Here is a 12,532-nt window from a genome sequence, read left to right as displayed (position 1 = left end):
CCTCCGGCGACCGGGGCAGCGCCCCCTCTTACTTTTTCTTCGGACGGAAGGCTTTGATCCGGGCGGGATCGGTCTCGATATAGCCCGCGCCGATCAGATCGAGGCAATAGGGCACGGCCGCGAAGACCGCATTGAGACAGGTCGCGATGGCCGAGGGTTTGCCCGGCACCATGATGATCAGCGATTTGCCCGCGATCCCCGCCGACTGGCGCGACAGGATGGCGGTCGGCACTTCGAGCAGGCTCGCACGGCGCATTTCTTCGCCGAAGCCCGCCAGTTCCTTCTCGATCACGTCGAAGCAGCCTTCGGGCGTCTCGTCGCGGGGCGCGGGGCCGGTGCCGCCGGTGATCAGGATCAGATCGGCTTCGGCATCGACCAGTTCGCGGAGTTTCGCGGCGACCGACTCGCGCCCATCGGGGATGATGTGACGCTCGATCTCCAGCGGCGAGGTGACCACACCGCGCAGATAGTCCTCGCAGCCCGGACCGCCCTTGTCCTCGTATTCGCCGCGCGACGCGCGGTCGGAGACGGTGACGATGGCGGCCTTGGGCTGCGAAAAGCTCATTTCTTCACTCGCGCGTTGCGGGTGGCGATCAGTTTCAGGCGCAGCGCGTTGAGCTGGATGAAGCCCGCCGCATCCTTCTGATCGTAGGCACCTGCGTCTTCCTCGAAGGTCACATGGGCCTCGGAATAGAGCGAATACTCCGACCAGCGCGCCACGGTGCGGGCCGCGCCCTTGAAGAGCATCAGCTTCACCGTGCCGGTGACGTATTCCTGCGTCTTGTCGATCAGCGCCTGCAGCGCCTCGCGCTCAGGGCTGAACCAGAAGCCGTTATAGATCAGCTCCGCGTAGCGCGGCATGATCGAGTCCTTCAGGTGGCCCGCGCCGCTATCGAGCGTGATCTGCTCGATGCCACGGTGCGCTTCCAGCAGGATGGTGCCGCCGGGGGTCTCGTAGACGCCGCGCGACTTCATGCCCACGAAGCGGTTCTCGACGAAATCGAGACGGCCGATGCCGTGGGTCTTGCCGTATTCGTTGAGCTTGGTGAGGATCGTCGCAGGGCTCATCGCCTCGCCATTGATCGACACTGCGTCGCCCTTCTCGAACCCGATCTCGATGAATTCCGGCTCGTTCGGGGCCTGCGTGATCGGATCGTCGGTGCGCTGGTAGACGTAATCGGGCGCCATGTCGGCCGGATCTTCCAGAACCTTGCCCTCCGACGAGGTGTGCAGCAGGTTCGCATCGACAGAGAACGGCGCTTCGCCGCGCTTGTCCTTGGCGATCGGGATCTGGTTCGCCTCGGCAAACTCCAGCAGCTTCGTGCGCGAGGACAGGTCCCATTCCCGCCACGGCGCGATCACCTTGATCGACGGGTCGAGCGCATAGGCCGACAATTCGAAGCGGACCTGATCGTTGCCCTTGCCGGTCGCACCATGCGCCACTGCATCGGCGCCATGCTTATGCGCGATCTCGACGAGGTGCTTCGAGATCAGCGGACGCGCGATCGAGGTGCCCAGAAGATAGAGCCCTTCATAGACCGCATTGGCGCGGAACATCGGGAAGACGAAATCGCGGACGAATTCCTCGCGCGCGTCGAGAATATGGATGTTCTCCGGCTTGATGCCGAGCATCTCGGCCTTCTTGCGCGCCGGCTCGAGCTCCTCGCCTTGGCCGAGATCGGCGGTGTAGGTGATGACCTCGCAACCGTATTCGGTCTGCAGCCATTTCAGGATGATCGAGGTATCGAGGCCGCCCGAATAGGCAAGCACGACTTTCTTGGGCGCGGACATGCGGCATCTCCCGGTTTTCTTGTTCCGCGACGGAATAGAAGCTTTTTTTCCAATGAACAAGGGCCGCCCCGAAGGACGGCCCTTTCGCATGTGCTCTGCGCGAGATCAGCTCTCGGTGGACGGGTCCACGAGCGGATCGGTCGTGGTGTCCCCGCTCGAGGCGAGATCGCCATCGACCGTGGTCCCGTCGCCCGTCGTGCCGTCGCCGGTCGCCACATCGCCATCCGCAGGAGGCTCTTCCGTTGCCGTTTCCGGCGGCGGCAGGTCGAGCAGTTCGTGCAGATAGGCTTTGGCCTCGGGCGAAAGATCGCGCCCGTTGGATGCGGCAAGAAGCGCGTCCGCCTGCATCTGATCGGCTTCCGCGACCTGTTTCTCAAGCTCGGTGACCTGATCCTGAGCCGTCGCGAGATCCGTCTGATAGGTCTCCGCCGCCTGCTTTTCAGCTTCGAGCGTGTCGAGCTGGCTTTGGTAGTCCTCTGCCTCGGGATCGAGATTGTCGATGTCAGACTGTATCGCTTCGGGCGTGCGAACATCCTGCGCCTCGAGATCCGAGAGGGTCTGCTGCGCGGTCGCGAGATCTTCTTCTGCTTGCGCCGCCCCGACGACAGAGTCGCGATAGGTCGCGATCCGGCCCACCTGACTGTTCGGCGAGGCGTTGGCGAGCGCGGTCGCGCTTGCATGGGCCGCGTTCAGACCCTTCAGCTCGGAGGCCAGTGCGCCGTGATTGCGCAGCTCATCCTCGCTCAGGCTCGGCTTGCCGTTCGGGCGCGGCGACTCGTTGACCGCATATTTGGTTGGAGTGGTCGAGCGCGTCTTCGTCGCCGTGGTGCCGCGCGACGCCGTTTTCACAGTGGAGCGGGTCGTATGCTGCGATTTCGCCTGCCGCTTACCCGAGAACAGATCGTCGAGGAATTTCGCGGGGCCGCCGCCATGCGCAGCAGCCTTGCCGGAATTTCCGGGGCTCGTTGCACGCCCGGCCGATGCGGATTTGCCCGCCGAGCCGGAATTGCCGCCTGCGTTGCTTTTGCCTCCGCCATTGCCGCCACTATTTCCGCCGCCGTTGCCGCCACCGTTTCCACCGCCATTACCGCCACCGTTGCCGTTCTTGGCAAATGCGGCATCCGCGCCGGTGAAATGGCTGGTCGCCACCGGGGCGACGACGAAGCTCGCCGCGACAAGGGCGACAATCGAAGTTTTTCTCAGGCGCATGCGGCCCTCCTCTTTTGTTGCTCGCAACACAGTTTCAGCACGATTAGCGTCGAAAGTGGGCAAAAAAGCGGCAGCCTTTGCAAAATGCGCAAGGCTTCGCTCAAAGCGAAGGTGAGCCGGCGGTGACTCGCTCTTTTCCACCTCGATCACACGGAGAATTCAACCAAGGCGCGCCGAACGTGCTTTGACTGCGGTGAGATCGAGCCCCAACGGTGAATTGTTAAATGACATTCTTTGGGGGCAAAGTGATGAATGTATTGGGGGTTTTCGGACACTCGTTCCGGCAGGTCTTTGGAAATTGGCGTCAGACCCTTCGGATCTCGGCGCTTCTTCTCTTGATCATGATCATCGGGCAGCAATGGCTTATCGAGAGCGTGATGCAGGCCGGAGCATCGCAACACCCGAGTTTCGAAAAATCATTGTTCATTTTGGTTTTCAACACGTTCATCCTGCCGATCCCGATGATCATCGCGGCAGTGAACTGGCACAGGTTCATCCTGCTCGGCGAGCGCGTCGGCTGGCTGCCGCGGATTCATCTGCGCCGCGACGTGAGCTATTTCTGGCGTGGCATAGTGATCACGCTCTGTGCCATGGCAATCATGGTTCTGGGAGCCGCGATTGTCTTTCTTTTCGCCCTCGCGGCGCAGGAAATCATTCCGAACCAGACCGCTGAAGCCGTTCTACTTGCCGTGGTGGGGCTGGCATTCTTCATTGCCGTGTATGCCTTCATGCTCCGTCTCGGAGTATCCCTGCCCGGGGCCGCGATCGGCGGCGCCACGATCCGCGACAGTTGGCGCGCGACTCGCGGCCACTGGCGTGGCTTCGCTTTGCTCACTCTGCTGGCATTTCTCGTGGTACTCCCTTTCGTTGCGGTAAGCATGCTTTCGATACAGGCGCCACATGATCTCGCGGATGATATGGTCGTGGTCGCGCTCAAGTTGCTTTTCGCCGTGCCCACCGTGATGCTGCTGCTGTCGATCCTAACGACGCTCTACGGTCATTTTGTCGAGCAACGCGCCCTCGTCTGAGCTTGCCAAAGCGGGCGGCGCGCGTCACATCTGGCGGTATGAGTGAGTTCGCCCTTTCCGCCCAAGCCGCCACCCGCGCGCTGCGTGCGCTCTTCGAGCCCACGCCGCTGCAACTCAATGCCCACCTGTCGAAACGCTTCGACGCCGAGGTCTGGCTCAAGCGCGAGGATCTGACACCGGTGCGCTCCTACAAGATCCGGGGCGCCTTCACCGCGATGCGCAAATTGCGCGAGCGCGATCCGTCAGCCGCGCATTTCGTCTGCGCGAGCGCCGGGAACCACGCGCAGGGCGTGGCCTTCGCCTGTCGGCATTTCGGGGTGAAAGGCACGATCTTCATGCCGGTGACGACGCCGCAGCAGAAGATCGACAAGACCAAGACCTTTGGCGGAGATGCGGTCGAGATCGTTCTCACGGGCGATTATTTCGACGACACGCTGGCTTCGGCGCAGGAGTTTTGCCGCGAGGCCGGGGCGCATTTCCTCGCGCCTTTCGACGATGCGGATGTGATCGAGGGGCAGGCCTCGGTCGGGGTGGAGATCCTCGACCAGTTGGGCGGCGCGCCGGATATGGTCATCCTTCCGGTCGGCGGCGGCGGTTTGGCTGCGGGCGTCACCGGTTATCTGCGCGCGACCGCCCCCGCTACGGAATTTCGCTTCGTCGAGCCTTTGGGCGGCGCGAGCCTCACCGCTGCGGTCAAGGCGCATGAGCCCGTGACGATCTCGCAGGTGAACAGTTTCGTCGACGGCGCAGCTGTGGCCCGGATCGGCGCGCGCCCCTTCGCGGAGTTGGGCTGGGTCACGCCCGAGCAAGTTCATCTCGCACCGGAAGATCGCATCTGCATCACGATGCTTGAGATGCTGAACGTCGAAGGTGTCGTGCTTGAGCCCGCCGGCGCTATGTCCGTCGACATCCTGCCCGAACTGGCCGAGACGATCCGCGGCAAGCGCGTGGTCTGCGTGACTTCGGGCGGTAATTTCGATTTCGAACGGCTGCCAGAGGTACGCGAACGCGCCCAGCGCTATTCGGGTCTGAAGAAGTATTTCATCCTCCGCCTGCCGCAGCGCCCCGGCGCCCTGAAGGATTTCCTGCAGATGCTTGGCCCTGACGACGATATCGCGCGCTTCGAGTATCTGAAGAAATCGGCGCGGAATTTCGGCTCGGTCCTGATCGGGATCGAAACGAAACGCGCCGAGAACTTCACAGAGCTCTTCGCGAAGCTCGACGCCGAGGGCTTCGTCTGGCGCGACATCACCGAAGACGAAACTTTGGCTGAGTTTCTTATCTGAGGCCTTCAGTTCGATAGGGGCCTCCCGACGGGCGAAACACACCGGTCTTCGTCGGCCTTACACCGTGGAGCCTTTTCTACATCCTCAACTCCTGCGCTCACGGCCTGCGATAGGCACGCCAGTTAACCAAAGTTTGGCCGCACCCGCGCCCAACGGGTGCAACTTAGTGCAATATGTGCTCGGCGCAGCTCAGTCTGCTCAGCACCTCGCCCTATGCCGCCGGAGTGAACTCCGATAGCCGCCCCATGAACTGCGTCTTGGACAGGCTATAAGTCTCGCGGATCGCGCCCAGATCGACCTCCACGGCGCGTCCGGCAGCGGCCATTCGTTCTCCCTGCTGACAGGCGCCGCCGAAATCGCGGAACCCGAGATTCCAGGCAGACCCTTTCAAGAAGTGCAAATCCTCTTCGACCCGGTCGGGACGTCCGCCAAGCCCCATCACCACGGCCTCGACCTCGTCGAGAAAAAGGTCCACCACCTCGGCAAAGCCATCGGCGCCAATTTCCGAGCGCAGTTCCTGCACCCGTTCCCAATCAATCATCACGCCCTCCAGGCCACTCGATCCGACTCCACCCGAGACTGACCGTAGCGCCGCACCCTTTCGATTTTCTTAACGTCTGATCCGGGCCAGTTTTCACCGAATCTTAGGGAGTTTGCGGTTTCGTGAGGGCAGAGGTTTCGGATGATGCAGATGGTGCAAAGACAAGAGGCCCCCGCAGATGCGGGCCGACGACCATTGGCGGGCGCTGCACGGCACGTTCTTGTCGTGGACGACAGCCGCATGCAGCGCCGTATCCTCTCGGCGCAGTTGTCCCGCTCCGGCTACCAGGTGAGCGAGGCTGAAAGCGCAGAAGAGGCGATCGCGATCTGCGCCCAATGCGAGCCCGATATCGTGATCTCGGATTGGATGATGGCGGGGATGAGCGGCCCTGAATTCTGCCGCGTCTTCCGGGGCTTACCGCGGCGAAGTTACGGCTATTTCATCCTTCTGACCTCCAAGGCCGAGAAGACGGATGTCACGCGCGGATTGGAAAGCGGCGCCGATGATTTCCTGTCGAAACCGGTCAACGGAGCGGAGCTTCGGGCGCGGCTCAGCGCGGGTGCCCGCATCCTGACTATGCAAGAGGAGTTGAGCGAAAAGAACCGCCTCTTGCGCGAGGCACAGGAGGTGATCGACCGCGACCTGCAAGAGGCACGCAAACTGCAACAAAGCCTCGTGCGGACACGACACGCGCGGTTCGAGGCGGCGGATGTCTCGCTGCTCTTGCGGCCCGCAGGCCATGTCGGCGGAGACCTCGTCGGGTTCTTTCCGATCAATGAGCGCCGGGTGGGCCTGTACGGCATCGACGTGTCGGGGCACGGCATCACCTCGGCACTGATGATGGCGCGGATCGCGGGCTACTTCTCCGGCACCACCCCCAGCCAGAACCTCGCGATTTACCGCAACGCACTGGGCGAATTGCGCGGACGACGCCCGGCGGAGCTCGCGCAGCGCCTCAACGATCTCGTGCTGAGTGAAATGAGCACCGAGAGCTACTTCACCCTTATCTACGCCGATGTCGACCTGCGCACCGGCAAGGCGGAATTGGTTCAGGCCGGCCACCCCTACCCGGTCCTGCAACGGCGGAACGGCACGGTCGAGTTTTTCGGCGAGGGCGGTCTGCCGATCGGCCTGATCGAAGGTGCCGAATACGAGACGCTTACGGTTCAACTGACCCCGGGCGACCGGCTGGTGCTGGTCTCGGACGGGATTACCGAAGCCAGCGACCGCAGCGGCGAGATGATCGATCAGACTCGGCTGGCCCGGATGCTTCGCAAGTTTTCCCAGATGCCGGGCCCCGGGCTTCTGGATGCGCTCTATTGGGCGACCGAGGCATTCGCGGAGGGCGAGATCGGGGACGATGTCTCGGCTGGCGTATTGGAATTTCACGGCCCCGGCAGCACCGAGCGACGTTCGGAGCTTGGGTCAGACTGCAGAGACCATCCCCCCGGGGAGACTTAAGAGGAGAACGCACCAGCTCAGCTACATCTGCGACGAACGAAACGCCCAAGACTATTCAGCGACGGACGAACCGTTGGAAAAACGCGCGCTCGCCTTCATTCGCGAGCAGTTCGAGCGCTTCCTCGGGATCGGCCCAATGCGCCGTGTGATGCGGCTCTGGCGGCAGACCGCGCTTCAACACCGGGCGCGCGAGCCAGACGGAGCAGAGCTTTTCCGCCCAGAACTCGTACTCGGGCATATAGGTGAAACGCCGATAGGCCCCGAGACGGCGCAGCCCCGTAATCGCCCAGCCGGTCTCCTCGAAGACCTCGCGATGCAGCGCCTCGATCGGCCCCTCGCCCGGATCGATCCCGCCGCCGGGCAATTGAAACTCCGGTATGGGGTGCGCCTGATGGGTCAGCAGCACCCGCCCGTCGCGGATCAGGATCGCGTAGGCACCGGGGCGCAAACGATACTGCTGACCGGATTTCACCCGCTCTCCGAACCTCGCGATCATGTGCTCTCCCTTGGGTCTGCGGTTGCCGCGCCTATATTGGGGCTGTATGGCAGGCTCCGCGCTGCCCGAAAACCCCTCTGAGCCCCTCAGGAGCACCATGTCCAAGCTATCCCAAATCGCATGGGACGATACAGTTCTGCCGTTTCAGCTCGACCGCTCTGACATCCGCGGCCGGGTTGCCCGCCTCGACGGCGTGCTCGACACCGTCCTGTCGCAACATGATTACCCCCGCGCGGTCGAAATGCTGGTGGCCGAAGCCGCTCTTCTGACCGCGCTGATCGGCCAGACCGTCAAGCTGCGCTGGAAGCTGTCGCTGCAAATCCGCGGCAACGGCCCGATCCGCATCATCGCCACCGATTACTACGCCCCCGAGAAGGACGGCGCGCCGGCCCGCATCCGGGCATGGGCGAGCTTCGATGAAGAGAAGCTCGATCCCAAGGCCGACCCGTTCGAACAGATCGGGCAGGGTTACTTTGCGATCCTGATCGACCAGGGCAAAGGCACGACCCCCTATCAGGGCATCACGCCACTGTCCGAAGGCTCGCTGCGCGCCTGCGCCGAGGCCTATTTCGCACAGTCCGAACAGCTGCCCACGCGGTTCTCGCTGTCCTTCGGGCGCTCGATCCTGCCGGGTCAGGGCGAAAGCTGGCGCGCAGGCGGCGTGATGCTGCAGCATATGCCGCCGGCCTCGCCCTTCGCCGCCCAGGAAGGCTCGGGCGATCAGGGGCTGCTGACCGCCGATGACATTCTCGACGGCGAGGAAGGCGAGAACTGGGCGCGCGCCAATATCCTGCTCGACACGGTCGAGGATATGGAACTGATCGGCCCGACTGTGCAGCCGACCGAGCTGCTGGTGCGCCTCTTCCACGAAGAGCGGCCGCGCGTCTTCGATCCGCAGCGGATGGAGTTCGGCTGCACCTGCTCGGCCGATCGCGTGCGTCAGTCGCTCTCGATCTACTCGGCGCGCGACATCGCGCATATGACCACCGATGAGGGCACGGTCACCGCGGACTGCCAGTTCTGCGGCGCGCATTACGTTTTCGATCCGCTGACGCTCGGCTTCGAGGCGCAGAAGAACCCCGACGGATCGCTGCGCGAAGCGGGAGACGAGGGAACGAATGAGTGATCCGCTCGCCCCGGTTCTCGACGCCTTGGCGCGACCGGGGCGGCCCTCTTCGGATTACGATCTGAACCCGGAAGTGATCCTGCCCGAGGACCGCAAACTGCGGCCCGCGGGCGTTCTCGTCGCCTTCGATACGTTCGGGCCGGAGCCGCGCCTGCATCTGACGAAGCGCAGCTCGCATCTGCGCCATCACCCCGGCCAGATCGCCTTTCCCGGCGGCAAGGTCGATCCCGATGACGAAGGCCCGGTCGGCGCGGCGCTGCGCGAGGCGCAGGAAGAGATCGGCCTTCCTCATGCCCATGTCGAGGTGCTGGGCACGCTCGATCCGCATGAGACCGTGACGTCCTTTCTGGTGACGCCGGTGCTGGCGCGCATCCACACGCCCTTCGAGGTGATCCCCGAAGCGGGCGAGGTGGCCGAGGCTTTCACCGTGCCGCTCTCGCATATCACGCCCGGGAATTTCCGCGTCGAATCGCGCCGCTGGCGCGGCTCCCGGCGCAGCTATTTCGTGGCGCCTTACGGGCCCTATTACATCTGGGGCGCCACCGCGCGTATATTGCGCTCATTGGCGGACCGGATGGCAGGATGAGACTGACCGGAGACTGGATCGAGGCAGAGCCGACCCAACGCGTGCTGAAGATGCTCGAGGAGGGGGGGCATCAGGCGCTTCTGGTGGGCGGCTGCGTGCGCAACAGCGCCCTCGGCGCGCCGGTCAACGATATCGACATCGCCAGCGATGCGCGCCCCGAGCGGGTGATCGAACTTGCGAAGGCGGCCGGGCTGAAGCCGGTGCCGACCGGCGTCGATCATGGCACGGTCACGGTGGTTGCGGAGGGGCACCCGCATGAGGTCACCACCTTCCGCCGCGATGTGGAGACGCATGGGCGGCACGCCACGGTCGCGTTTTCCGACGACATCGCCGAGGACGCGGCGCGGCGTGATTTCACGATGAACGCGCTCTATGCCCGGGCGGATGGCACGGTTCTCGACCCGCTGGGAACGGGACTGGAAGATCTGGCGGCGCACCACGTGCGCTTCGTCGGCGAGGCGGAGGAGCGCATTCGCGAGGACTACCTGCGCATACTGCGCTTCTTCCGCTTTACCGCGTGGTATGGGCACGATCTCGACCCTGACGGGTTGGCGGCGTGTGCCGAGAATATCGCCGGAATAGAGACGCTTTCGCGCGAACGCCTCGGCGGCGAGATGCGCAAATTGCTGGCCGCGCCCGATCCCGTGCACGCGGTGGCGGCGATGGCTCAATGCGGGGTTCTCACGGCCGTGCTGCCCGGCACGGATGCGACAGCGCTCGGGCCGCTCGTCCATCTCGAGGATCGCCCCGCCGATCCGATCCGCAGGCTGGCGGCGATTGGCGGCGAAGGGGTCGCCGAGCGGCTGCGCCTGTCGAAAAAGGACACAAGGCAGCTCGAGGCTCTGCGCGCCTCGCTGTCCGACAGTGATGACGCGGCGGTCCTTGGCTATCGGCTCGGGGCAGAGACCGGGGCCGATGCGTTTTTGCTGCGCCATGCGCTGATGGGGCAGGAGATGCCGGACGGCTGGCAAAACAGGGTCTATTTCGGCGCAAAACAGCGATTTCCGCTGCAAGCGCGAGACCTGATGCCCCGCTATGAAGGCAAGGCGCTGGGAGATATGCTGAAGACGCTAGAGGCGCGCTGGATCGCCTCCGGATTTACGCTGACGCGCGAGGATCTGCTCGCCGCGCTTTGAACCGAGCCGCAATCGACTATATCGGGAGGGGAAAGAGAGACTCATGTTCGATCCCTTCTCCCCCGCCGAAGGCGCCCCGCCGCGCCAGCTTGGCGCCTTCTTCCGCTGGTGCCTAAAGGGCAGCTGGGGCGCGATTGCCGTGGCCAGCTTTGGGACGACCATCGCCGGCGTGATGGAGGTCGTCTCCGCCTGGCTTCTGGGTCAGGTGATCGACGCGGCGCTCAACAGCGACCGCGCCGCTGTGATCGGGGCCAATGTCGGCCTGCTGGTCCTGTTCGTCGCGTTCTTCCTGCTGATCCGCCCCCTGACCTTCGGGATCAGCTCCGCCACCAACAACCTGCTGATCAGCCCCAATGTGATGCCGCTGGTGCTGTCGCGCCTGCATCGCTGGACGATGGGCCAATCGGTCACCTTCTTCGACAACGACTTCGCCGGGCGCATCGCGCAGAAACAGATGCAGACCGCGCGCGCCGTCACCGATACCGTCACGGAGATCATCAATACCGGGCTCTTCGCGCTGGCCTCGATCGTCGGCTCGCTGATCGTTCTGGCGCAGATCGACCGCTGGGGCGCCGTGGGTCTCGTGTTCTGGACCTTCGGACTCTACCTGATCATCCGCCTCTTCTTGCCGCATATCCGCGGACGCTCGCGCGAGCGGGCTTCGGCGCGGGCGATGGTGACGGGGCAGGTCGTCGACACGGTCACCAATATCAAGACGGTGAAGCTGTTTGCCCATGCCGAGCACGAGGATCGCGCGGCGCTGGAGGCGATGCAGAAGTTTCGCCAGAAGACCTATTCCTTCGGCATGGTCCAAAGCCTCTATCGCGTGGTGCAGATGGCCTATGCCGGGATCGTTCCGGTGATGCTGGTGGGCGGCGCGATCTGGCTATGGTCGCAGGGCGAGGCCACCGCCGGGGCCATCGCGACCTCCGGAGCCATCGCGATCCGGCTGTCGCAGATGTCGGGCTGGGTGAGCCAGGCGCTGATGTCCGTCTGGACCCATATCGGCGAGGCCGAGGACGGGATGCGGACGCTTGCGCATATGCACGACCTGACCGATGCGCCCGATGCCCGCACGCTGCGCCATGTGGAAGGTGAGATCCAGTTCGACAATGTCGATTTCGCCTATGGACGCCGCAGCGGCGGGATCGCGGATATCAATCTGACGATCGCGGATGGCGAGCGGATCGGGATCGTCGGGGCTTCGGGTGCGGGGAAATCGACGCTCGTGGCGCTGCTTCTTAGGCTCTATGACCCCGAAAAAGGGTCTATTCTGATCGACGGGCAGAAAATTCGCGAGGTCACGCAGGAGAGCCTGCGCCGCAATATCGCGATGGTCACGCAGGAAACGGCGATGTTCAATCGCTCGGCGCGGGAGAACATCCTTTACGGCAAGCCCGACGCCACCGAGGAGGAGATGATCGCCGCCGCGAAGCAGGCCGAGGCGGACCACTTCATTCGCGGCCTCGCCGATCACGAAGGCAATCGCGGCTACGACGCCAAGCTGGGCGAGCGTGGGGTGAAGCTGTCGGGCGGCCAGCGCCAGCGGATCGCCCTTGCCCGCGCCTTTCTGAAGAACGCGCCGATCCTCGTGCTGGACGAGGCGACCTCGGCGCTCGATTCCGAGGTGGAGGCTCAGATTCAAAGCGCGCTGCACCGGGTGATGGCGGGCAAGACCGTGCTGGCGATTGCCCACCGCCTCAGCACCATTGCCGAGATGGACCGGATCGTGGTGCTGGAGGAAGGCCGGATCGTCGAGCAGGGCAGCCATGACGAGCTGCTGGCGATGAACGGGCTCTACGCGCGCTACTGGGCACGTCAGTCCGGCGGCTTCCTGACCTGCGATGACGCGGAGGATGCGGCGGAATAGGG

Annotated in this window: 12 protein-coding genes; 7 read left to right on the top strand and 5 right to left on the bottom strand. The window is 64.0% G+C overall.

Annotated elements, in window-relative coordinates:
• Window positions 1–28: 28 nt before the first annotated feature.
• The 3 genes from mog to AKL02_RS00490 form a co-directional block, all read right to left on the bottom strand.
• On the bottom strand, window positions 29–565 hold the full coding sequence (mog, locus tag AKL02_RS00500; RefSeq protein WP_083076564.1) for a molybdopterin adenylyltransferase: 537 nt from the start codon (window positions 563–565) through the stop codon (window positions 29–31).
• The gene (locus AKL02_RS00495; RefSeq protein ID WP_078541592.1) at window positions 562–1,791 is read right to left on the bottom strand and encodes an argininosuccinate synthase; all 1,230 of its coding nucleotides are present in this window, start codon (window positions 1,789–1,791) and stop codon (window positions 562–564) included. Before AKL02_RS00495 ends, mog begins: the two co-directional genes overlap by 4 nt.
• 105 nt (window positions 1,792–1,896) lie before the next feature.
• Window positions 1,897–3,000 carry a hypothetical protein gene (locus AKL02_RS00490; protein WP_108722334.1) on the bottom strand — a complete coding sequence of 368 codons (1,104 nt, stop codon included), beginning with the start codon at window positions 2,998–3,000 and terminating at the stop codon, window positions 1,897–1,899.
• Window positions 3,001–3,224: 224 nt separating this feature from the next.
• Here AKL02_RS00490 and AKL02_RS00485 point away from each other — a divergent pair, with 224 nt between their 5' ends.
• The gene (locus AKL02_RS00485; protein ID WP_083076570.1) at window positions 3,225–4,028 is read left to right on the top strand and encodes a hypothetical protein; all 804 of its coding nucleotides are present in this window, start codon (window positions 3,225–3,227) and stop codon (window positions 4,026–4,028) included.
• 38 nt (window positions 4,029–4,066) lie between these two features.
• Window positions 4,067–5,314: a threonine ammonia-lyase IlvA gene (gene ilvA / locus AKL02_RS00480; RefSeq protein ID WP_083076573.1), complete on the top strand. Its 1,248-nt coding sequence runs from the start codon at window positions 4,067–4,069 to the stop codon at window positions 5,312–5,314.
• Between the two features lie 211 nt (window positions 5,315–5,525).
• Here the strand turns inward: ilvA and AKL02_RS00475 are convergent, their stop codons facing one another.
• On the bottom strand, window positions 5,526–5,855 hold the full coding sequence (locus AKL02_RS00475) for an Hpt domain-containing protein (RefSeq protein WP_078570693.1): 330 nt from the start codon (window positions 5,853–5,855) through the stop codon (window positions 5,526–5,528).
• A gap of 150 nt (window positions 5,856–6,005) precedes the next feature.
• On the opposite strand from AKL02_RS00475, the gene AKL02_RS00470 reads away from it, so the two are divergent.
• A complete protein-coding gene (locus AKL02_RS00470; protein WP_083076781.1) occupies window positions 6,006–7,316 on the top strand; it encodes a PP2C family protein-serine/threonine phosphatase in 1,311 nt (436 codons plus the stop codon).
• 55 nt (window positions 7,317–7,371) lie between these two features.
• On the opposite strand, the gene AKL02_RS00465 is transcribed toward AKL02_RS00470, so the two are convergent.
• Window positions 7,372–7,812 (bottom strand): NUDIX domain-containing protein, encoded by a 441-nt coding sequence (locus AKL02_RS00465; protein ID WP_078550942.1) that lies wholly within the window; start codon window positions 7,810–7,812, stop codon window positions 7,372–7,374.
• Between the two features lie 97 nt (window positions 7,813–7,909).
• Here AKL02_RS00465 and hslO point away from each other — a divergent pair, with 97 nt between their 5' ends.
• Genes hslO through AKL02_RS00445 form a run of 4 tightly spaced genes read left to right on the top strand, consistent with a single transcriptional unit; the run spans window position 7,910 to window position 12,530 of the window.
• Window positions 7,910–8,938, top strand: a complete 1,029-nt coding sequence (hslO, locus tag AKL02_RS00460) for an Hsp33 family molecular chaperone HslO (protein WP_083076577.1) — start codon at window positions 7,910–7,912, stop codon at window positions 8,936–8,938.
• Window positions 8,931–9,524 carry a CoA pyrophosphatase gene (locus AKL02_RS00455; protein ID WP_078541584.1) on the top strand — a complete coding sequence of 198 codons (594 nt, stop codon included), beginning with the start codon at window positions 8,931–8,933 and terminating at the stop codon, window positions 9,522–9,524. Before hslO ends, AKL02_RS00455 begins: the two co-directional genes overlap by 8 nt.
• Entirely contained in the window at window positions 9,521–10,660 is a 1,140-nt protein-coding gene (locus tag AKL02_RS00450; protein ID WP_083076581.1) for a CCA tRNA nucleotidyltransferase, read from the top strand. The genes AKL02_RS00455 and AKL02_RS00450 overlap by 4 nt, the downstream gene beginning before the upstream one ends.
• A gap of 43 nt (window positions 10,661–10,703) precedes the next feature.
• Entirely contained in the window at window positions 10,704–12,530 is a 1,827-nt protein-coding gene (locus AKL02_RS00445) for an ABC transporter ATP-binding protein (protein WP_083076585.1), read from the top strand.
• Window positions 12,531–12,532: the final 2 nt, after the last annotated feature.

It is taken from the genome of Thioclava electrotropha (genome assembly GCF_002085925.2).
Classification (GTDB): domain Bacteria; phylum Pseudomonadota; class Alphaproteobacteria; order Rhodobacterales; family Rhodobacteraceae; genus Thioclava; species Thioclava electrotropha.
This window is presented reverse-complemented; position numbering and strand designations above follow the sequence as displayed.